Origin of the sequence: Kitasatospora sp. NPDC051984 (genome assembly GCF_044593455.1) — a bacterium.
Lineage (GTDB): Bacteria > Actinomycetota > Actinomycetes > Streptomycetales > Streptomycetaceae > Kitasatospora.
Genome location: NZ_JBIUCB010000003.1, coordinates 140999 through 161769 on the forward strand (window position 1 = coordinate 140999; position 20771 = coordinate 161769).

Below are 20771 nucleotides of genomic sequence, written 5' to 3' on the forward strand. Positions count from 1 at the left end.
TGCGGGGCGGGTGCTTTTGGGTGGCCCGCCCGTGGCACGTACCCTCGGGGGCGTGCTGCTCTCTGACAATGACATCCGTAGCGAGATCGACAAGGGCCGGGTCGTCATCGACCCGTTCGACCCGTCGATGGTCCAGCCGTCGAGCATCGACGTCCGCCTCGACCGGTTCTTCCGGGTTTTCGAGAATCACCGTTACCCGCACATCGACCCCTCCGAGGAGCAGCCGGACCTGACCCGGCTGGTGGAGCCGGAGGGCGATGACGCGTTCATCCTGCACCCGGGCGAGTTCGTGCTGGCGTCCACCTACGAGGTGATCACGCTGCCGGACGACGTCGCTTCGCGGCTGGAGGGCAAGTCCAGCCTGGGCCGCCTGGGCCTGCTGACGCACTCGACCGCGGGCTTCATCGACCCGGGCTTCAGCGGCCACGTGACGCTGGAGCTGTCGAACGTGGCGACGCTGCCGATCAAGCTGTACCCGGGCATGAAGATCGGCCAGCTGTGCCTGTTCCGGCTGTCCTCGCCGGCCGAGCACCCGTACGGCTCGGAGCGTTACGGCTCCCGCTACATGGGCCAGCGCGGCCCGACGCCGTCGCGGTCGTACCTGAACTTCCACCGCACCGAGGTCTGAGCCGCTTCGGCAGAGCGCACGGACAGCAAGGAGGGCCGGCCCCGCAGTTCGGGGCCGGCCCTCATCATGTGTCAGGCGCGCTTGGGGCTGGTCCGGGCGACCAGCTCGGTGCCGTCCGCGGAGAGCGTCAACTCCGCGCGCAGCTCGACGAGTTCGCCGAGGTGGTGAAGGTGGGTGCCGCCGCAGGGGATCTCCGCGGCGCCGTCGGGGAGGTCGGCGTGCCAGCGGCGGCGGGCGGTGAGTTCGGGGCCGGGGACGTCGATCCGGACGGCCGCGTCGGCGGCGACCCAGGCGGCCAGGCGGGCGTTGACGTCCGCGGTGAGGGCGGGCAGCGCGTCGGCGAGCGAGGGGAGTTCCTCGGTGGCGTCGACGGTGAAGCCCTTCTTCTTCAGCGACTTGCCGATCCGGTAGGTGTCGGTGCTGGCCTCGGTGTCCATCACCGAGGTGTCCATGGCGAGGCTGTCGAAGTCCGGGTTGCCGAAGGCGTCGGAGCGGCCCGGGTCCTTGCGCCAGCGCGGGGCGAGCGCGGCGTTCAGGGCGAGTGCCAGCAGGTGGCAGCCGGTGTGCGCGGCGGACAGCAGCGCGCGGCGCTCGGCGTCGACGGCGAGTTCGGCGGTGCGTCCGACGGCCTCCGGGCCGAGCGCGCCGGCGGGCAGCACGTGCAGCACCAGCCAGGCCCAGTCCTCGTCGCCGCGCCGGACCGGGATGTCGGCGCCGGCCGCGAACTCGCCGTCCGGGCCGTGGCCGCCGGTGAGGCAGTCGACGACCGGGTACGCGGTGCCGTCGACGGTGAGGGTGCCGAGGTCGGCGGGCTGGTCGGGCCAGGTGTGGTCGACCGGGTGGAAGGGGGTGGCCTCGGTGACCACGGCGGTGCGCCCGTCGGGCAGGGTGTGCACGGCGAGGATCGGCGAGGCGCCGGTCACCGCCCCGGCCGGGAAGCTGACGTGGGTGGTGGGCATGCTCATGCGCGGGCTCCGGACGGGATCTGAGGGTGGGCCGAACACCCCACCCTACAAAAATCCCACCATCCGGACGCCCGGGGCTACGGGCCTCAGCCCAGCGTGGGCAGCTTGATCAGCACCAGCAGCGCGATCAGCTGCACCGCCGCCGCACCGGCCGCCTTGCCCCAGGGCAGGTCGTGGATCCGCCGCACCATGATGGTCAGCAGCGCCGCGCAGCCCACCCAGGTCGCCCAGCCGACCGCCTGCACCACCACGTTGCCGGCGGGCAGGAACAGCGTCAGCAGCAGCCGCGGGACGTCGGTGGTCCAGCTGACCAGCACGGCCAGGCCGACCGTCGACTGCCAGGGCCCGTCGCCGCCGAACTGCCGGGCCAGCGCGTAGGTGACGGCACTGAGGATGCCGCCGGCCAAGGTGAAGCCGATCGCGGCGGCGGCGATCGCCGACAGCGCGACCCCGAAGGTGGAGCGCACCACCTCGTCGTAGGTGCTGTCGAGGCCGAACACCGCGAGCACGCCGTACAGCAGCGAGACGGACAGCGCGGGCAGCCACACCTGGTGGTCGCGCATCCGGTCGAAGGTGGCGCTCGGGCGGCGGTAGATCCCGGCGAGCAGCTCCCGCCAGGCCAGCCGGGGCCCGCCGAGGTGCGGCGCGGCCTGCCCGCCGGCCCGGTAGACGGCGACGTTGTCCTCGACCGGGTAGCCGCCCTGCTGGTCGTACTGCTGCTGGTACCCGTCCGCGTACGGCTGCTCGCCGTACTGCCCGCCGTACGGGTCGCCGTACGGGTCGTACGAGCCCTGGTGGGCCCCGTCGTCGTACGGCTGCTCGCCGATCGCGAAGGCCCTGGTGTGACCGGGCTGGTCGCCGGGGTGCGCGGGCGGGGCGGGGTAGCCGGGGGTCGGGGCGGGGTAGCCGGGGGTCGGGGCGGTGAAGTACTCGGGGACGCCGGTGGGCCCGCCGCGGTACGGGTCACCCTGCGGGGTGCCCGGTTGGGGTGCCGTCCAGCGCCGGGGGTCGACTCCCCGTCCGTCGTCGTGTCGATTGCCAGCCACGGCACGACGGTACCCGCAACGGCCGACCCCTGGCCGGGTGATCATGAAGGTACGACCGGATTGCAGCCGTCCTGTGACGCGGCCGCGCGGGCCCGGAAACGGCGCACGGCCGCGCCGTCGGCGGTGAAGCCGAGGGCGCGGCCGTGCGGGGCCGTTGGAGGTCAGCCGATGACGCGGCTGCCGGGCGCGTGCACCGCGGCGGCGTTGCTCAGGCCGGCCTCGCAGCCGCCGGGGCCGGCGGAGCGGCGCACGGCGCCGACCGGCAGGCGGGTGCCGCAGGCGATCCGCAGGCCGTTGGAGAGCTCGTTCTCGGCCTCCAGGACGGCGCCGTCGCCGATCACCACGCCGTCCAGCGAGCAGCTCTCACCGATCTCGGCGAAGGCGCCGACGATGGAGTCCTTGACGTACGCGCCGGCCTTGATCCGGGCGCCCTGGAGCACCACGCTGCCCTCGACGATGGCGCCGGCGGCGATCTCGGCGTCCGCGGAGACCACGGTGCCGGAGCTGAGCACGGCGGCCGGGTCGACGTGCGAGCCGGTCAGCAGCAGGGCCTCGCCGGTCGCGCCGGGGACGGCCGGGGAGTCGACCTTGCCGAGCACCAGGTCGGCGGAGCCGCGGACGAACGCGGCGGGGGTGCCGAGGTCCAGCCAGTACGAGGTGTCGACGACGCCGCGCAGCAGGGCGCCGGTGGCGAGCAGCTCGGGGAAGGTCTCGCGCTCGACGGAGACCTCGCGGCCGGTCGGGATGCGGTCGATCACCGAGCGGGTGAAGACGTAGCAGCCGGCGTTGATCTGGTCGGTGACGATCTGCTCGGGCGTCTCGGGCTTCTCCAGGAAGGCGAGCACCCGGCCGTTCTCGTCGGTCGGGACCAGACCGAAGGCGCGCGGGTCGGCCACCCGGGTGAGGTGCAGGGTGACGTCGGCGCCGGAGGCGGTGTGCTCGTCGCGCAGCGCGGCGATGTCCAGGCCGGACAGGATGTCGCCGTTGAAGATCAGCACCGGCTCGTCGGCGCCGCAGGTCAGGCCGGCCGCGGCGTTGCGGATGGCGCCGCCGGTGCCCAGCGGCTCGTCCTCGGTGAGGTAGACCAGTTCGAGGCCGTAGGGGCTGCCGTCCTTGAAGTGGTCGACGAAGACGTCGGCCAGGTACGAGGTGGCGAGCACGACGCGGGTGACGCCGGCGGCGGCGGCACGGGCCAGCTGGTGGGCGATGAACGGGACACCGGCCACGGGCAGCATGGGCTTCGGCGTGTGCGTGGTCAACGGGCGCAGCCGGGTGCCCTTACCGCCGACCAACATGATCGCCTCGGTCATGTCCTATCTCCCCTGGTCAGATTCCGGCGGCCCGGCTCGACAGGGTCCGGTGCGCTCGCTCGGTGACTGTGTCGGGCCGGCACAAGGCGGCCTCCGACGGAACCGGCTATTTCCCGGCCCCGCCGCATACTCTATTTGCTCGAACAGCGTGTCAAACCCACTCCCCCTGTCGGGCAGGTGTGCGGACGCCGGGGCAGACCCGGGACAGCCGCCGGGTCCGGGCTAGGGCAGCAGCCAGGAACGTTTGGCGGCCGTTCCCGCATCGGTGCCGCCGGACCAGTTCAACCGGGCGACGGCGGTGGCGGGCAGCGCCTGGTCCCAGACCTGCACGTCGGAGATGGCACCGTCCCAGAAGTCGCTCCAGGTGTTCTTGTAGCGCACCCGGCCGAGTTGGAGTCCGCCGGTGGTCTGCCAGACGCCCTGGACGGCGGTGGTCTGCTGGAGCACCCCGTTGACGTACAGGGTGATCTTCTTGCTGCCCGCGTCGTAGATGCCGGTGAGCAGCGTCCACTGGCCGGTGGTGGCGGCTCCGGCGGCGGTGGAGCGCCGGTCAGGACCACGCCGAGCGCTCCGGCGCCGATCCGCAGCCGCAGCCGGCGACGGCGGTGCTCGTTCTCGTTGGCCTCGGCGAGCGCCGCCCAGTCCGGAGCCGCGCTGGTCACCGTCGGCAGGTGGTAGGGCCCGCCACCGGAGCCGCCGGGCCCGGTATTCCCCCGTCAGCAGTCATGCGGCAGATGCCAGGTCATCGGCGATCGCCGAAAACGCCCGGACCCCGGAGCCGTAAGGGGCGTCCGGGGTCCGGGGAGTGAGGCGGTGTCAGGCCTCGACGGGCTCGGCCTCCGCGGAGGGCAGGGCCTTGACCGACTCCAGCAGCAGCTGGGCGACGTCCACGACCTTCAGGTGCTCCTTGGCGGCGCCCTCGTTCTTCTTTCCGTTGACCGAGTCGGAGAGCATCACCAGGCAGAACGGGCAGGCGGTGGAGACGATGTCCGGGTTGAGGGACAGCGCCTCGTCCACGCGCTCGGTGTTGATCCGCTTGCCGATGCGCTCCTCCATCCACATCCGCGCGCCGCCGGCGCCGCAGCAGAAGCCGCGCTCCTTGTGGCGGTGCATCTCCTCGTTGCGCAGGCCGGGCACCTTGCCGATGATCTCGCGCGGCGGGGTGTAGACCTTGTTGTGCCGGCCGAGGTAGCACGGGTCGTGGTAGGTGATCAGGCCTTCCACCGGGTTGACCGGCAGCAGCTTGCCCTCGTCGATCAGGTGCTGCAGCAGCTGGGTGTGGTGGATGACCTCGAAGTGCCCGCCGAGCTGCGGGTACTCGTTGGCGATGGTGTTGAAGCAGTGCGGGCAGGTGGCGACGATCCGCTTGGTCGGCGCGTCCTCCAGCGCGGCGTTCAGGGTCTCGACGTTCTGCGCGCCGAGCATCTGGAACAGGAACTCGTTGCCGAGGCGGCGCGGGGAGTCACCGGTGCAGGTCTCCTCCTTGCCGAGGATCGCGAACTTGACGCCCGCGGTGTGCAGCAGCTCGGCGAAGGCCTTGGTGGTCTTCTTCGCCCGGTCCTCCAGGGCGCCGGCGCAGCCGACCCAGTACAGGTACTCGACCTCGGCGGGGTCGATGTCCTCACCGATCACCGGCACCTCGATGCCGGTCTCCTTCTTGAGCTCCTTGACCCAGTCCAGGCGTGCCTTGGTGGCCAGGCCCCACGGGTTGCCCTTGTTCTCCAGGTTCTTGAGCATCGTCCCGGCCTCGGTCGGGAAGCTGCTCTCGATCATCACCTGGTAGCGGCGCATGTCGACGATGTGGTCGATGTGCTCGATGTCGACCGGGCACTGCTCGACGCAGGCGCCGCAGGTGGTGCAGGACCACAGCACGTCCGGGTCGATGACGCCGCCCTCTTCGGCGGTGCCGATCAGCGGGCGCTCGGCCTCGGCGAGGGCCTCGGCGGACACCCCGGCCAGCTGCTCGCTGGACGCCTTCTCCTCACCCTCCATGTCCTTGCCGCCACCGGCCAGCAGGTACGGGGCCTTGGCGAAGGCGTGCTCGCGCAGGCTCATGATCAGCAGCTTGGGCGACAGCGGCTTGCCGGTGTTCCAGGCGGGGCACTGCGACTGGCAGCGGCCGCACTCGGTGCAGGTGGAGAAGTCGAGGATGCCCTTCCAGGAGAAGTGCTCGACCTGCGAGACGCCGAACACCGCGTCGTCGGCCGGGTCCTCGAAGTCGATCGGGGCGCCGTTGCTGGTCATCGGGCGCAGGGCGCCCAGCGCGGTGCCGCCGTCCTCCTCGCGCTTGAAGTAGATGTTGAAGAAGCCCAGGAAGCGGTGCCAGGCGACACCCATCGACGGGTTGATGCCGATGGTGGTGGCCCACGCGAACGAGATGACGATCTTCAGCATCGCGAACAGGTAGATCAGGTTGACCAGGGTGCCGTGGGCGGTGCCCTCGAACGCGGCGACGATCGGGTACGAGATCAGGTACGTCGGGTCGTAGGAGGTGACGCCTTCGAGGGCGCCCTCCAGGCCGCGCAGCATCATGATGCAGATGCCGATGCCGAGGATCGTGTACTCGACGTAGAACGCCTGCCAGGCGATCGAGCCGGCGAACCGGGACTTGCGGCCGGACCGGGACGGCAGGCTGAGCAGCCGGATCACGATCAGGACGGCGATACCCAGGGTGGTCAGCGTGCCGATCAGCTCGACGAAGATGTTCCACACCAGCCAGTGGCCGATGACCGGCAGCGCGAAGTCGGCGTCGAAGAGCTGACCGAAGGCGTTGACCAGGGTGAGGATCAGCGAGAAGAAGCCGACCGCGACGAACCAGTGGGCGACGCCGACCACGCCCCACTTGTTCATCCGGGTGTGGCCGAGGAACTCCTTGGCCACGGTGGCCACGCGCTGCGCGGGCTGCCCGAATCGGGTGCTGTCGGCGGAGCCGGTGCGCACCACCTTGTAGATGTACAGCGCCGCCCGGGCGGCGAGCGCGGTGCCGATCACGAAGGTGACCAGCGAGATGACGATCGCTGCTAGCTGCATCGGCTCTCCGTCTTCAGCGGCTTCTGGTCCGGGTTCTCCCCAGCTTCCCAAGTCTTCCCAAGAGTGTACTGGTCGGTAACTTTGAGGGTAGACGCGCCGGACATTACCGCGCGTTAACACCCGTCCAGAAGATGTTCAAGGTATGGCGGCAGTCACTATGCCCAGACTCACCCGTTCGGAGCACCTCCACGTCCCGGTCGGAGAGCCTCGCGACATAAGCGCTCAGTAAAGTTGAGCCACCTCAACTCAAAGCTGTTGACGGTTCGGGCGACCTCGTGCATAGTTGAGCCTGTACTGCTCAACTTCTCCCCGGAGGTATTCACGATGGCACGCGCGGTCGGCATCGACCTCGGTACGACGAACTCCGTCGTCAGTGTTCTTGAGGGCGGTGAGCCCACGGTCATCACCAACGCCGAGGGTGCTCGGACCACGCCGTCCGTCGTCGCCTTCGCCAAGAACGGCGAGGTGCTCGTCGGCGAGGTCGCCAAGCGCCAGGCGGTCACCAACGTCGACCGGACCATCCGTTCGGTCAAGCGCCACATGGGCACCGACTGGAAGATCGGCATCGACGGCAAGGACTTCACGCCGCAGCAGATCTCCGCTTTCGTCCTGCAGAAGCTCAAGCGGGACGCCGAGGCCTACCTGGGCGAGACGGTCACCGACGCCGTCATCACCGTCCCGGCGTACTTCAACGACTCCGAGCGCCAGGCCACCAAGGAGGCCGGCGAGATCGCGGGCCTGAACGTCCTGCGCATCGTCAACGAGCCGACCGCCGCCGCCCTGGCCTACGGCCTGGACAAGGACGACCAGACCATCCTGGTCTTCGACCTCGGTGGTGGCACCTTCGACGTGTCGCTGCTGGAGATCGGCGACGGCGTGGTCGAGGTCAAGGCCACCAACGGTGACAACCACCTCGGTGGTGACGACTGGGACCAGCGCGTCGTCGACCACCTGGTGAAGGTCTTCCAGTCCGGCCACGGCGTCGACCTGTCCAAGGACAAGATGGCCGTCCAGCGTCTGCGCGAGGCTGCCGAGAAGGCCAAGATCGAGCTGTCCTCCTCCTCGGAGACCTCGATCAACCTGCCCTACATCACGGCCTCCGCCGAGGGCCCGCTGCACCTGGACGAGAAGCTCACCCGCTCGCAGTTCCAGCAGCTGACCGCCGACCTGCTGGACCGCTGCAAGGTCCCGTTCCACAACGTCATCAAGGACGCCGGCATCGCGCTGTCCGAGATCGACCACGTGGTCCTGGTCGGTGGCTCGACCCGTATGCCGGCCGTCGCCGAGCTCGTCAAGGAGCTGACCGGCGGCAAGGACGCCAACAAGGGCGTCAACCCGGACGAGGTCGTCGCCATCGGCGCCTCCCTGCAGGCCGGTGTGCTGAAGGGCGAGGTCAAGGACGTCCTGCTGCTCGACGTCACCCCGCTGTCCCTGGGCATTGAGACCAAGGGCGGCATCATGACGAAGCTGATCGAGCGCAACACCACGATCCCGACCAAGCGCTCCGAGATCTTCACCACCGCCGAGGACAACCAGCCCTCCGTGCAGATCCAGGTCTACCAGGGCGAGCGCGAGATCGCGGCGTACAACAAGAAGCTCGGCATGTTCGAGCTGACCGGCCTGCCGCCGGCCCCCCGCGGCCTGCCGCAGATCGAGGTCACCTTCGACATCGACGCCAACGGCATCATGCACGTGGCCGCGAAGGACCTCGGCACCGGCAAGGAGCAGAAGATGACCGTCACCGGCGGCTCCTCGCTGCCGAAGGACGAGGTCAACCGCATGCGCGAGGAAGCCGAGCGCTACGCGGAGGAGGACCACAAGCGCCGCGAGGCCGTGGAGACCCGCAACCAGGGCGAGCAGCTCGTCTACTCGACCGAGAAGTTCATCGCGGACAACGCCGACAAGCTCCCGGCCGACGTCAAGACCGAGGTCGAGACGGCGATCACCGAGCTCAAGGAAGCCCTCAAGGGCGAGGACATCGCGGCCATCCGCACCGCCACCGAGAAGGTCTCCACCACCGCCCAGAAGCTCGGCGCGGCGCTGTACGCGCAGGCCGACGGCGCGGGTGCGGCCACCGGTGCGGCCGGGGCCGGCGAGGCCGGTGCCAAGGACGACGACGTGGTCGACGCCGAGATCGTCGACGACGAGAAGCCCAAGGGCGGTGCGGCATGACGGAGAAGCCGCAGGGCGAGCAGCCCGGCGACGACTCCGCCGCCGAGGAAGCCGTGCTGAAGGCCGCCGAAGAGGCTGTCGCGGGTGCGGGTGCCGACGAGCTGGCCGCCGCCAAGCGCGAGGCCGGCGAGCGCACCGCCGACCTGCAGCGTCTCCAGGCGGAGTACCAGAACTACCGCAAGCGGGTCGAGCGCGACCGGGCCACCGTCCGGGAGATCGCGGTCTCCAACATCGTGGAATCGCTGATCCCGGTGCTGGACGACATCGGCCGGGCCCGCGAGCACGGCGAGGTGACGGGTGGCTTCAAGTCCGTCGCCGAGTCGCTGGAGACGGTCGTCGCCAAGCTCGGGCTGCAGCAGTTCGGCAAGGAGGGCGAGCCCTTCGACCCGACCATCCACGAGGCGCTGATGCACAGCTACTCGTCGGACGTCACGGAGGACACCTGCGTGCAGATCCTCCAGCCCGGGTACCGGATCGGCGAGCGGATCATCCGCCCGGCGATGGTCGCGGTCGCGGAGCCCCAGCCGGGCACCCAGACCACCGGCGAACCGGACGAGGACAAGGCTGACGGTTCGTCCGACAGCTGAGTAGAGTCCCTGTGCGCTGCGGAGTCGTACGTCGTCCAGTACGGCGGCCGGCTCCGCAGCGCCGTATCGGGGCTCTTCCCAACAACACGCTTCACCAACAGACTTACGGGATTACGGGAGGTGGCGGTCAAAGGCCATGAGCGCTAAGGACTACGTGGAGAAGGACTACTACAAGGTCCTCGGCGTGCCCAAGGACGCCACCGCCGCCGAGATCAAGAAGACGTACCGCAAGTTGGCCCGGGAGTTCCACCCGGACGCCAACAAGGGCGATGCCAAGGCCGAGGAACGGTTCAAGGACATCTCCGAGGCGTACGACGTGCTCTCCGACGAGAAGCGCCGCAAGGAGTACGACGAGGCGCGCTCGCTGTTCGCCGGCGGCGGTTTCCGGCCTGGCGGCGCGGGTGGCGCCGGCGGCGGCTTCGACTTCGGCGACCTGTTCAACGGCGGCACCGCCGGCGGCAGCGGCGGACTCGGCGACGTGTTCGGCGGCCTGTTCAACCGCGGCGGCCGGCAGACCGCCCAGCCGCGGCGCGGCGCGGACGTCGAGACCGAGGTCACCCTGAACTTCGAGGAGGCCGTGGACGGCGCGACGGTGCCGCTGCGGATGACCTCCCAGGCGGCCTGCCGGGCCTGCGCCGGCACCGGCGCCAAGACCGGCACCACCCCCCGGGTCTGCCCGACCTGCGTCGGCGCGGGCACCGTCAGCCGGGGCCAGGGCGCGTTCGCGCTCTCCGAGCCGTGCCGGGACTGCAAGGGCCGCGGCATGATCGTCGACGACCCGTGCACCGTCTGCCACGGCAGCGGCCGGGCCTCCTCGGCCCGCACCATGCAGGTCCGGATCCCGGCCGGCGTGCAGGACAGCCAGCGGATCCGACTCAAGGGCAAGGGCGCCCAGGGCGAGCGCGGCGGCCAGCCCGGCGACCTGTACGTCACCGTGCACGTCGACCCGCACCCGGTGTTCGGGCGCAAGGGTGACAACCTCACCGTGACGGTGCCGGTCAGCTTCCCCGAAGCCGCACTCGGCGGCACCATCGAGGTGCCGACCCTGAACGGACCGGCCGTGAAGCTCAAGCTGCCCCCGGGCAGCGCCAACGGTCTGACCATGCGGGCCCGCGGCAAGGGCGCCACCCGCAAGGACGGCACCCGGGGAGACCTGCTGGTCACCGTCGAGGTCGCCGTACCCAAGATCGTCAGCGGCGACGCACTGAGCGCACTGGAGCAGTACCGCGAGGCCACCGCCTCGGACGACCCGCGAGCCGCCCTGTTCAAGGCGGCGGAGGGAGCGTGAGATCCCGATGAGCCCCCATCCCGGCAGCCCGCGCGGCGCCGAGGGCCGGATCGGCGCCGGCATCGGCGAGGGCCTGCCCGGCGCCGGCCGCCGCCCCGCCGGTCCGCCGACGTACGTCCTCACCGAGGACACCCCGGTCTACGTGATCTCGGTCGCCGCCGAGCTCTCCGGCCTGCACCCGCAGACCCTGCGCCAGTACGACCGGCTCGGCCTGGTCTGCCCGGACCGCACCGCCGGGCGCGGCCGGCGCTACTCCGCGCGCGACATCCAGCAGCTGCGCGAGGTCCAGCGCCTCTCCCAGGACGAGGGCATCAACCTGGCCGGCATCAAGCGGATCATCGAACTGGAGAACCAGGTCGCCGCCCTGCAGTCCCGGGTCTCCGAACTGGTCGACGCCCTGGAGGGCGCCGCCGCCACCCTGCAGCAGCGCGAGGCCGCCGTGCACGCCTCCTACCGCCGTGACCTGGTGCCCTACCAGCAGGTCACGCAGTCCAGCGCCCTGGTGGTCTGGCGCCCCAAGCGCTGACCGACCCGACCACGAACCGTCGACATTCCTGCCCACCGGGGGGTGTCGGCGGTTTCGGTGTGCTGCCAGAGTCTTGGGAGAGGACGTGCTTCCGGCTCCGCTCCGATTCGGTAATTCGGCGGAACCGAGCGCCCTTCGCTCTATGATGCGGGCCGGAAGACGCTCCCGAACTGCCGGAAGCCCCAGCTCAGGCAAGGAGTCATGGACATGAGTACTGAGCAGAGGAGCAGTGCCGTCACCCCGGCCCTGTCCCCGGAGGCCAGGTCCCTCTACGTCCGCGCCGTACAGACCGGAGGCAGGCTGACCGAGCGCGATGCCGGCAGCCTGTCACCCGGTCAAATCGACGGCCCCTTGCAGGAGTTGCTGGCCATCGGCCTGCTTCAGGCGGAGGTGGGACCGTCCGGCACCTACGCCGTGAAGGATCCCCAACAACTGGCGGAATCGCTGACGCTGGAGCTCCAGCAGGAAGCCGGCGAAATACTCCGGCGCTCGGTCTCGATCCACCACACCCTGCAGGACCTGAACCGGGAATACCAGAGCTACATCAGCCGCCCGGAGGCCGGCGGTTCCATCGCATACGTCCAGGGCCGCGGGAACATCAACCAACGGCTGGCGACGCTGATGGCCAACGGTGCGAAGGAAATGCTCACCGCGCAACCCGGCGGCGGCCGCGGCGAGGACGCGCTGAAAATCGCGATCGCCCGTGACCTGAAATTCGTGGAACGCGGCGGCACGATCCGCACGATCTACCAGCCCAGCGCCCGCTATTCGAACCCGACGGTCAGTTACGTCCAGGCGGTCACCCAGGAAGGGTGCCAGGTCAGAACACTCGACGAAGCCTTCGCCAAACTCATCGTCATCGATCGCCAGGTCGCGGTCGTCACCGTGGGGGACGAGGAGAACCGCGATCGCGCGGCGTTCATCCGGGACGACTCGGTCATCGACTACATCGTCGGGGTGTTCAACAGCCAATGGGAACGGGCAATTCCGTTCACCGGCGACCACGGAATTCCACCCCTGGTGGTCACCCGAATGCGCCGGCAGATCGTGCGAATGATGCTGGAAGGGATCGCCCATCGCACCATTGCCAGGCGGCTGGGCCTCAGCGAACGGACGCTGGCCCGGCACATCGCCGAAATGCGCGAGGAATACGGGGTCGACACGCTGTTCCAGCTCGGCTGGAAACTCGCGCAAACGGAGGGGCCGACGGCCTGACGCCGGCGGCCCCTCCGTCCTGCGCTTCAGGGCTCTACCAGTGGCTGTCGAGGGAGGCCACCTGGGTTTCGGTGGTCTGGGACGCAAACCAGTGAGAGTCCGCGCTCGCCGGGGCGGCCCCGAGGAACACGGCCATGCCCAGGAGGAGCGCCGAGATCAGGATACGGCGGGCCTTCAGCACAAAATCACCCCTTTCGGACAAATTCATCGCGAGCACCGTTCACCGAACGGCGCCCGCATCAATTGGCACCCATATGATTACTCATCAACTGCCTCGCCGTCACCTACCGGGTGCGGCGGCACCGCCCGGGCTGTGAAATGTGCATGTCGGCACTAAGAAGTCCGGATGATGGATAGAGGTGTCATCTGTCCGCCAGGCAGCCAGATGCCACCATGCGCCAGTGGACTCCCTGACACCCGGCGATGGACGATCAGCTAGTCGTAACCAAAGCGGCATGATCAGCGAGTTCCACGTCGGTCCGCTCGACCCCGAAGTGCGGCAATCTTCGGGCCCGCACCGCTTCCACCGGACAGGGCCTTCCGGACCGAGCCGGCCGAATCACCACACCCGGAGTCGACATGACTGAGCCCCACCTGCAGTACCAGGCCTCCGAGGGGCGACGCGCACGGGTCTTCCTCGCCGCGCCCCTGATGCGGCTGACCGGGCCTGCGGACAGCGTGGTGACGCTGGCCAGCCGGACCAGACTGACCACGCTGCGGAGCACGCTGCTTCGCAGCGGAGCCGCGGTGTACAGCGCCCACCACAGCGACGCGTGGACGGTGGCCGGGAAGGCGCCGGAGCAGCGGGTCCCCTCGGACTTCCGGGCGATGCAGAGCGCGGACCTGGTGTTCGCGTACGTCGGCGCCCCGCTGTCGGCCGGGGTCAGCCTGGAGCTGGGCTGGGCGTCGGCGCTGCGCAAGCCGATCGTGATGCTGGTGGACGAGGCGATCACCCACAACCCGCTGATCGCCACCATCGAGCAGGTCTCCCCCGTTCTGCCGCTGGTCTTCGACGACACCTGGTCGCAGGAGGCGCTGCACCACACCGTGGAGACCGCGCTGGACTGGGCCGGCATGGCGCTCTCGCTGCGCAGCGGCTTCTGGACCGCGCCCGGCGAGCAGTTCCCGCGTCCGCGCCGTGAGCACGCCGCCCCGTACGGCTTCTGGTCCCCGGAGATCGCCACCGGCTGATGCCCGGTCAGGCCGGTGGCGCGGCCGGGCCCTCGGCCGCGCGCATCTGCCACCCCAGCTGGAACAGCGTCTCCGCGTCGTGCAGTTCGCGCAGCCGGGAGATGTGGCCCGCCACGGTCCGTTCGGAGAGGCCGAGGCGGGAGGCGATCGAACGCTGCGTCAGGCCCTGGGCGAGCAGCCGGCCGACCTGTTCGTGGACCGGTACGACGCTCTCGCCCTCGCGGTCGGCCGAACGCCAGCGGACCCGTTCGGCCCGCTCCCAGTCCCGTTCGAAGGCGGCGACCAGGAACGAGACCACCGCCGGGTCCTCGACCAGCGCGGCGCTGGAGTTGTCCGCCGACGCCGGGACGACGGCGATCCGGCGGTCGAAGACGGTCATCCGGCTGAACGGCTCGCTCAGCGTCCGGAACCTGCCGCCCCATCCGGTGACGGCCTCCGCCCAGCGCACCGTCCCCTCGTCGAGCAGCGCGGCCGGCTCGTAGACCGTGTGCAGCACGGCCCCGCCGGTCAGGAAGCCGCGGGCCCGCTCCAGGGAGTCGGCCTGGAGGTCGCCCGCGGGCGCCCCGCCGGGCTGCAGGGCGAGCACCTCCTCCTCGGCCTCGTTCTCCAACTGCCGTACCCGCTCCCGGATCCGGTCGCTCCGGCCGACGTGATGCACCACGCTGGAGCGGTCCGCGCGGCGCGGGGTGGCGTCGTAGGCGTGGGTGAGGTCCTCCAGCAGGACGGGCATCTCCTCGGCGCGCAGCAGCATCCGGGTGCCCTCGGCGCGGAGTTCGGCGCTGATCCGGTCGCCGACCACCCGCGGGTTGACCGCCGTCAGCGACTGGCCGACCGCGTCGTGCACCAGCAGTCCGAGTTCCAGCAGCCGCAGCACCCCCGCCGAGTCCTGTTCGACCGCCTCGCGGAAGGCCACCCGGCCGCCCTGGTCGAGGATCTGCTGGTACAGCTGCCGCTCGGGCCCGGTCGGCAGGGCGGCTCCGTTCGACTCGCTCACAGGTCCCACTCCTTCCGGGCCGCTCGGCGGCGGCGCCAGGGCGGTCGGTTCCGATCGGTCATTCCGGTGCTCCGCGCAGCCGCCGGCCGAGCTCGAACAGGGTCTCCGCATCGTAGAGGTCGCGCAGCAGGGCGACATGGGCGGCCACCGTCCGTTCCGACGGGCCGAGCCGGGAGTCCGGCAGTCGGTCCGTCACCGGGCACCGTCCCGCATCAGCCAGCCGAGCTGGAAGAGCGTCCCGGCGTCGTAGCGTTCGCGCAGGCGGGCGATGTGTTCGGCGACGGTGCGTTCGGAGACGCCGAGGCGGCTGGCGACGGCGCGCTGGGTGAGGCCCTGGGCGAGCAGGCGGGCGATCCGGTCGGTGACGGCGGGGACGGCGCCGCCCGCGAGGTCGTGCCACGGGACGCGTTCGGCCCGCTCCCAGTCGCGCAGGAACAGGCCCACCAGGTGGCCGACCACGGCCGGGTCCTCGATGAACGCGGCGGTGCGGTTGTCGGCGGACGCCGAGATGATCGCCACCTTGCGGTCGAAGATCAGCATCCGGGTGAAGTCCTCGTCCAGCGAACGCAGCCGCATGCCCCAGCCGGTGGCGCGCACCGCGTAGTCGATCACCGCCGGATCGGTGCTGCCGACCGGCTGGTAGAGGATGTCCATCCGGGCGCCGGCGGCCAGGGCCCGCTCGGTGCGGTCGCTCTTCTCCAGGTAGACGGTGGGGCGGTGGCCGGGCTGCGCGGCCAGCACCTCCTCGCGGAAGTCGGCCTCGATCTGCAGCAGCCGGTGCCGGATCCGGTCCACGTCGAGGATGTGGGTGATCTGCGGCGCCCGGTCGCCCCGGCGGGTGGAACTGTCGAACGCGTCCGCCAGCTCGTCGAGTTCGGCCGGAACCCGCTCGGCCTCGATGAACCGGCGGGTACCGGCCTCCCGCAGTTCCCGGCTCAGCCGGTGGCTGACGTTGCGCGGGTTCACCGCGGTCAGCTGCTCGCTCTCGTCGTGCTGGATCAGCAGGCCCAGTTCGAGCAGCCGGGTGGTGGCCTCGGCGTCCTGCTCGACCGCCTCCCGGACCGAGACCCGGCCGCCGGCCCGCAGGACGGCGAGGTAGAGCGCCCGTTCGGCCGCGGTGGGCCCGGTCATCGGACGCCGTCCCGCATCAGCCAGCCGAGCTGGAACAGGGTCTCGGCGTCGTAGCGCTCGCGCAGGCGGGCGATGTGGGCGGCGACGGTGCGTTCGGAGAGGTTCAGGCGGGAGGCGATGGAGCGCTGGGTGAGCCCGGCGGTGAGCAGCTCGCCGATCCGGCGTGCGGTTTCCGGGAGTCGACGTCCGGCCAGGTCGCGCCAGGGAGCCCGGACGGCGCGGGCGAAGTCGCGCTGGAAGACGGCGACCAGGTGGTCGACCACGGCGGGGTCCTCGATGAAGGCGGCGGCGAGGGTCCTGGTGGACGCGGAGATGACGGCCACCCGCCGGTCGAAGATCAGCATCCGGGCGAACGGCTCGTCCAGGACCCGCACGCGGACGCCCCAGTCGGTGGCCTCGGCGGCGTAGGCGACGGTGTGCGGGGCGTGCCGGGTGAGCGGCTGGTAGAGGACGTCGATGACGGCTCCGCGGGCCAGCGCCTTGTGCAGCCGGGAGCTGTCCTTCAGGTACTCGGGCGGGCGCGGTCCCGGCTGGGCGGCCAGGCCCTCCTCGCGATAGTCGGCCTCGATCTCCAGCAGCCGGTGCCGGACCTGCTGGGCGCTGGTCAGGTGGGCGATCCCGGCGACCGGTTCGGTGCGGCGCTGGGCGGTGTCGTAGGACTCGGCCAGTTCCTCGAAGCCGGCCGCCGTCCGGTCGGCACGGGTGAGCAGGCCGGTGGCGCGCTCCCGCAGGGTGCTGCCCAGCCGGGCGCCGGCCGTGCGCGGGTTGACGGCCGCCACCCAGCCGCCCACCGCGTAGTGCTCCAGCAGCCCCAGTTCCAGCAGCCGGGCGGCCGCGCCCGCGTCCTGTTCCATCACCTCGCGCAGCGAGACCCGGCCGGCCCGCAGGACGGCGAGGTAGAGCGCCCGTTCGGCCTCGGTCGGGGGAACGGTGTCCGGTTCAGTCACGGTCCTCGCCCCCGCGCATCAGCCAGCCGAGCTGGAACAGGGTGTCGGCGCCGTGCTGGTCGCGCAGGCGGGAGATGTGGCCGGCGACGGTGCGCTCCGACAGGCCGAGGCGGGTGGCGATGGCGCGCTGGGTGAGGCCCTGGGCGAGCAGGCGGGCGGTGCGGTCGACGGCGGTGCGGGTGGGGGCGGTGTCGAGCAGCGAGTCCCAACGGACGCGCTCGGCGCGGGCCCAGTCGCGTTCGAAGCCGGCCACGACCATCGCGACGGTGGCGGGGTCGAGGATCAGCGCGGCCCGGCTGTGGTCCTCGGCGGCGGGGACGACGGCGGTGCAGCGGTCGAACACCAGGGCACGCTGGAAGGGTTCGTCGAGCAGCCGGACCTCGCCGCCGGCCTCGGTGAGGGCGGCGGCGTAGCGGATCGCGGCGGGTTCGGCGAGCACGCCGGGCCGGTAGAGGGTGCGGATCCGGCAGCCGCGCCGCAGCACCGGGAGTTCCTGGTGGAGCGAGGTCTCCAGGGCGCTGGGGGCGAACGCGCCGGGGTGGGCGGTGAGGGCCTCTTCGCGGCAGTCCGCGCCGAGTTGGGCGATCCGCCGGCGGATGTGCTCGCGGCCGATCACCTGGATCTCGCAGCCGGCCGGTTCGATCGGGCGGGGGACGCTCTCGTACGCGGTGATCAGCGGTTCGAGGCGGCCGGGCAGGCATTCGGCGCGGTTGAGCAGCCGGGCGGCCTCGGTGTTCATCTCGGCGCCGAGGCTCTCGGCCACGAACCGCGGGTCGACGGCCAGGTAGGCGCCGTCCAGGCCGTCGGAGATCAGCAGGCCGGTGCGGAGCAGTTCGGCGAGCGCGGGCCGCTGCGGGTCGGCGATCCGGTCGGCGGCGATCCGGCCGCCCGCGTCGAGGATCTCCAGGTAGAGGCGTCGGGCGAGGTCGTCGACCGGCGGGGGTACGGCGGAGGGGTCAGCCACGTCCACCGCCTCTCATCAACCAGCCGAGCTGGAACAGGGTCTGGGCGTTGTGCAGGTCGCGCAGCCGGGAGATGTGACCCGCCACGGTGCGCTCCGACAGGCCGAGGCGGGTGGCGACGGCGCGCTGGGTGAGGCCCTGGGCGAGCATCCGGCCGACCCGGTGGGTGACGGTGCGGGTGAGGGTGCGGCCGTCGAGGCTGTTCCAGTGCACCTGGTCGGCCCGGGCCCAGTCGCGTTCGAAGCCGGCCACCAGGTAGGCGATGGCGGCGGGGTCCTCGACGAAGGCGGCGCGGCTGTGGTCGTCGGCGGCGGGGATCACGGCGATCCGCCGGTCGATGACGATCACCCGCAGGAACGGCTCGTCCAGGACGCGGAGTTGGGCGCCCTGCTCGGCCATCGCGGCGGCGTGCCGGACGGCGCTCTCCTCGGTGAGCGCGACCGGCTGGTAGAGGGTGCGCATGGTGCCGCCCCGGCGGAGCATCAACTGGTCCTGGGTGTGGGCGAGTTCGAGGACGGCGGGCGGGCGCAGGCCGGGCTGGGCGCTGAGCAGTTCGAGCCGGCAGTCGGAGACCAGCTGGGCGATCCGCAGCCGGATGCTCTCCTGGCCGTCCACGTAGACCGCCCGCCGGGCCCGGTCGGCGGGCCGGGGGACGGCGTCGTAGGCGCGGGCGAGCGGGTCGAGGGCGGCGGGCAGCCGGTCGGCGTCGAGCAGCAGCCGGGTGGCCTGGGCGCGCAGGTCGGCGCCGACGCGTTCGGCGACGGCGCGCGGGCTGACGGCGACGTAGCACTCGTCGATGCGGTTGGGCATCACCAGTCCGATGGCCACCAGCTGCTCCAGCAGGGCGCGTTGGCGTTCGGGGGTGAAGTCGGAGCCGGGCAGTTCCGGATGGTCGAGCGGGATCCGACCGCCGGCGGCCAGGATGGCGAGGTACAGCCGGGAGGCGTCGTCCTCGGGGAGTGTGTCGTCCGGATCGGACTTCGGGTGGTCCGCAGCCACGTCGAGCTCTCCTGCCGTCTTCCTCCGTTGCGGATGATGATCTCAGCAGGGCCGTCCGGCTCGACGGCGGGAGTCCCCGCAGACGGGCGCGTCCCCCGGGGGCGGGCGCCACAGGCACCCGGACCCCGGAGGACCCGCTCGTGTCACGCCAAGCGTCAAGGCGCTTTCGGCGAGGCGGAGCAGCAACGCCTCACCGATCCCGGTCCCTCGGCCACCACCACACGTGGCGTCCGGACCGGTGCTCTTCCCCCCGTTGCGCAGATACGAACGCACCTGTCGCCCCCACACGAAGAGCAAGTCGCCGACTCGGGCTGCGGCGGCCCGGGACGACTTGACGTGACTCCACCCTCACAGCGCGGGGAACGCCGAACAAGTGCTCTCCGGCTGCAGGTTCCCGCAAGTGCAGGAACCTGCAGCAAACCACTCGATCGAGTGACCGGAATCCTCGATTTTTCGGCATTGCCCCCCTCTCCGAGCAGGCATTCGTCCCTCTCCGGCGGTCCGCCGGGGCGGTAGCGTCGCGCGGCACGGAAATGTCACTGGTGTCTCCGAGAATTCGACAATCCTTCGCCGAATCCACCGATCCGGAATCGCCCGCACGCGACTCACCCGGTCCCGATAAGGGCTAGAGGGGGCTAGAGGAGCCGTCCGGCCTTCAGACCGGCCAGGGTGCGGGCCGAGGCCACCGCCCAGGCGGTGAAGAGCAGCAGCCACAGCGCGACGCCCAGCCCGGTGAAGCCGCCGAAGCCGGTGTGCCGGGACAGCGCGGCCGAGCCGGTGACGAGCGTGCCGACCGGGAAGGTGAACGCCCACCAGGTCATCGCGAACGGCATCCCGGCACGCAGCGCCCGCAGGTTGGCGACCAGCGCCACGGCCAGCCACAGCAGCGCGAACCCCATCACCGCGACGCCGTAGACCTCCGCCAGGCCGCGCGCCACCGCCGCCCCCTGGTGCCCGGCGCCCGGCAGCGCGAACGGCACCGCGTCGGCGAACTGGTTCACGGCGGTGGTGGACTGGCCGAGCGGGCCGAGCACCAGGAACAGCGACGGGGTGAGCACCACCGCGGGCAGCTTGCTGTGCACCAGGCCGCCGAACACCACCGGCAGCAGCGCCAGGGTGGCCAGCAGACTGGCCCCGAACATCGCCACGCACCCGTACAGCAGCGCCTGCCGGGCCGTCCCCTCCGGCAGGTGCGGCACCAGCGCGGGCCCGAGCGCGGCGGCCACCATCGGGGCGACCACCGGCAGCAGCCAGGTCGGGTTGGCCTCCAGCGCGGACAGCCGGTGCCGGGTGATCATCAGGTACGGCAGTCCGGCCGCGACCACGAGCGCGTACAGCGTCCCGGCGCTCCACAGCAGTACGTCCAGCGCCAGCCCGGCCCGCTCGCCGATCACCGGCCCGCCGACCGCCAGCGCGCCGTAGCCGACGGCCAGCAGCGCCATCGGCGGGCAGCCGTAGAACACGGCGGCGGCCGGCTCCTCCAGGAGGGTGCGGCGGGCCTGCTCGCGGTGGCGCACCAGGTGCACGGCGCGGGCCGCCAGCAGGACGGCGAGCAGCAGCAGCGACAGCGTCCACACCGCCTCGGCGAGGACCAGCCGGCCCGGCAGGTCGACCGGCAGCGCGGCGGCACCGTTGCCGAGGATCGCGGTGCCCATCACGGCGGCGTACCAGTTGGGTCCGAGCCGGGACAGCCTGGGCAGGCTCGGGGTGTGCGGGCGGGTCTGCGGCGCGAGGAGGGTTGCCATGGCACCACCGTCCCCGCGCGGCCGGGGCGGCGGTA

At 71.4% G+C, this 20771-nt stretch carries 18 protein-coding genes and 1 pseudogene; 7 read left to right on the forward strand and 12 right to left on the reverse strand.

Annotation, left to right across the window (positions count from 1 at the left end; genetic code table 11):
- Nucleotides 1–52: 52 nt before the first annotated feature.
- The gene (dcd, locus tag ACIHEI_RS07210; protein WP_387639570.1) at nucleotides 53–628 is read left to right on the forward strand and encodes a dCTP deaminase; all 576 of its coding nucleotides are present in this window, start codon (nucleotides 53–55) and stop codon (nucleotides 626–628) included.
- Between the two features lie 71 nt (nucleotides 629–699).
- On the opposite strand, the gene ACIHEI_RS07215 is transcribed toward dcd, so the two are convergent.
- The 5 genes and pseudogenes from ACIHEI_RS07215 to ACIHEI_RS07235 all read right to left on the reverse strand — a co-directional run bounded on the left by ACIHEI_RS07215 (nucleotide 700) and on the right by ACIHEI_RS07235 (nucleotide 6979).
- The gene (locus ACIHEI_RS07215) at nucleotides 700–1593 is read right to left on the reverse strand and encodes a metal-dependent hydrolase (protein ID WP_396605971.1); all 894 of its coding nucleotides are present in this window, start codon (nucleotides 1591–1593) and stop codon (nucleotides 700–702) included.
- A gap of 86 nt (nucleotides 1594–1679) precedes the next feature.
- A complete protein-coding gene (locus ACIHEI_RS07220; protein WP_396605972.1) occupies nucleotides 1680–2639 on the reverse strand; it encodes a YIP1 family protein in 960 nt (319 codons plus the stop codon).
- Nucleotides 2640–2875: 236 nt separating this feature from the next.
- Nucleotides 2876–3949, reverse strand: a pseudogene (locus tag ACIHEI_RS07225) (sugar phosphate nucleotidyltransferase); the annotation flags it as partial.
- A 222-nt stretch (nucleotides 3950–4171) separates the two neighbouring features.
- Complete coding sequence (locus tag ACIHEI_RS07230) at nucleotides 4172–4672, reverse strand: LamG-like jellyroll fold domain-containing protein (RefSeq protein WP_396606190.1); 501 nt, start codon at nucleotides 4670–4672, stop codon at nucleotides 4172–4174.
- A gap of 93 nt (nucleotides 4673–4765) precedes the next feature.
- Entirely contained in the window at nucleotides 4766–6979 is a 2214-nt protein-coding gene (locus ACIHEI_RS07235; RefSeq protein WP_396605973.1) for a (Fe-S)-binding protein, read from the reverse strand.
- A 324-nt stretch (nucleotides 6980–7303) separates the two neighbouring features.
- Here ACIHEI_RS07235 and dnaK point away from each other — a divergent pair, with 324 nt between their 5' ends.
- From dnaK to ACIHEI_RS07265, 6 genes are all read left to right on the forward strand, one after another.
- On the forward strand, nucleotides 7304–9151 hold the full coding sequence (gene dnaK, locus ACIHEI_RS07240) for a molecular chaperone DnaK (protein WP_387639582.1): 1848 nt from the start codon (nucleotides 7304–7306) through the stop codon (nucleotides 9149–9151).
- A complete protein-coding gene (gene grpE / locus ACIHEI_RS07245) occupies nucleotides 9148–9738 on the forward strand; it encodes a nucleotide exchange factor GrpE (RefSeq protein ID WP_387639585.1) in 591 nt (196 codons plus the stop codon). The genes dnaK and grpE overlap by 4 nt, the downstream gene beginning before the upstream one ends.
- A gap of 136 nt (nucleotides 9739–9874) precedes the next feature.
- Nucleotides 9875–11026 carry a molecular chaperone DnaJ gene (dnaJ, locus tag ACIHEI_RS07250; RefSeq protein ID WP_387639588.1) on the forward strand — a complete coding sequence of 384 codons (1152 nt, stop codon included), beginning with the start codon at nucleotides 9875–9877 and terminating at the stop codon, nucleotides 11024–11026.
- Between the two features lie 7 nt (nucleotides 11027–11033).
- Complete coding sequence (locus ACIHEI_RS07255) at nucleotides 11034–11552, forward strand: heat shock protein transcriptional repressor HspR (RefSeq protein WP_396605974.1); 519 nt, start codon at nucleotides 11034–11036, stop codon at nucleotides 11550–11552.
- Between the two features lie 207 nt (nucleotides 11553–11759).
- The gene (locus ACIHEI_RS07260; protein WP_392948921.1) at nucleotides 11760–12767 is read left to right on the forward strand and encodes a helix-turn-helix domain-containing protein; all 1008 of its coding nucleotides are present in this window, start codon (nucleotides 11760–11762) and stop codon (nucleotides 12765–12767) included.
- A 579-nt stretch (nucleotides 12768–13346) separates the two neighbouring features.
- Nucleotides 13347–13958 (forward strand): hypothetical protein, encoded by a 612-nt coding sequence (locus ACIHEI_RS07265; RefSeq protein ID WP_387639596.1) that lies wholly within the window; start codon nucleotides 13347–13349, stop codon nucleotides 13956–13958.
- A gap of 7 nt (nucleotides 13959–13965) precedes the next feature.
- On the opposite strand, the gene ACIHEI_RS07270 is transcribed toward ACIHEI_RS07265, so the two are convergent.
- The 7 genes from ACIHEI_RS07270 to ACIHEI_RS07300 form a co-directional block, all read right to left on the reverse strand.
- Nucleotides 13966–14952 (reverse strand): LuxR C-terminal-related transcriptional regulator, encoded by a 987-nt coding sequence (locus ACIHEI_RS07270; RefSeq protein WP_392948917.1) that lies wholly within the window; start codon nucleotides 14950–14952, stop codon nucleotides 13966–13968.
- Between the two features lie 58 nt (nucleotides 14953–15010).
- Nucleotides 15011–15148 carry a hypothetical protein gene (locus ACIHEI_RS07275; RefSeq protein WP_396605975.1) on the reverse strand — a complete coding sequence of 46 codons (138 nt, stop codon included), beginning with the start codon at nucleotides 15146–15148 and terminating at the stop codon, nucleotides 15011–15013.
- Entirely contained in the window at nucleotides 15145–16083 is a 939-nt protein-coding gene (locus ACIHEI_RS07280; RefSeq protein WP_392948912.1) for a helix-turn-helix domain-containing protein, read from the reverse strand. Before ACIHEI_RS07280 ends, ACIHEI_RS07275 begins: the two co-directional genes overlap by 4 nt.
- Nucleotides 16080–17030: a LuxR C-terminal-related transcriptional regulator gene (locus tag ACIHEI_RS07285; RefSeq protein WP_392948909.1), complete on the reverse strand. Its 951-nt coding sequence runs from the start codon at nucleotides 17028–17030 to the stop codon at nucleotides 16080–16082. Before ACIHEI_RS07285 ends, ACIHEI_RS07280 begins: the two co-directional genes overlap by 4 nt.
- The gene (locus tag ACIHEI_RS07290; protein ID WP_387639611.1) at nucleotides 17023–17994 is read right to left on the reverse strand and encodes a helix-turn-helix domain-containing protein; all 972 of its coding nucleotides are present in this window, start codon (nucleotides 17992–17994) and stop codon (nucleotides 17023–17025) included. Before ACIHEI_RS07290 ends, ACIHEI_RS07285 begins: the two co-directional genes overlap by 8 nt.
- The gene (locus tag ACIHEI_RS07295) at nucleotides 17987–18991 is read right to left on the reverse strand and encodes a LuxR C-terminal-related transcriptional regulator (RefSeq protein WP_387639614.1); all 1005 of its coding nucleotides are present in this window, start codon (nucleotides 18989–18991) and stop codon (nucleotides 17987–17989) included. Before ACIHEI_RS07295 ends, ACIHEI_RS07290 begins: the two co-directional genes overlap by 8 nt.
- Before the next feature lie 635 nt (nucleotides 18992–19626).
- On the reverse strand, nucleotides 19627–20736 hold the full coding sequence (locus ACIHEI_RS07300; RefSeq protein ID WP_392948903.1) for a TDT family transporter: 1110 nt from the start codon (nucleotides 20734–20736) through the stop codon (nucleotides 19627–19629).
- Nucleotides 20737–20771 lie beyond the last annotated feature (35 nt).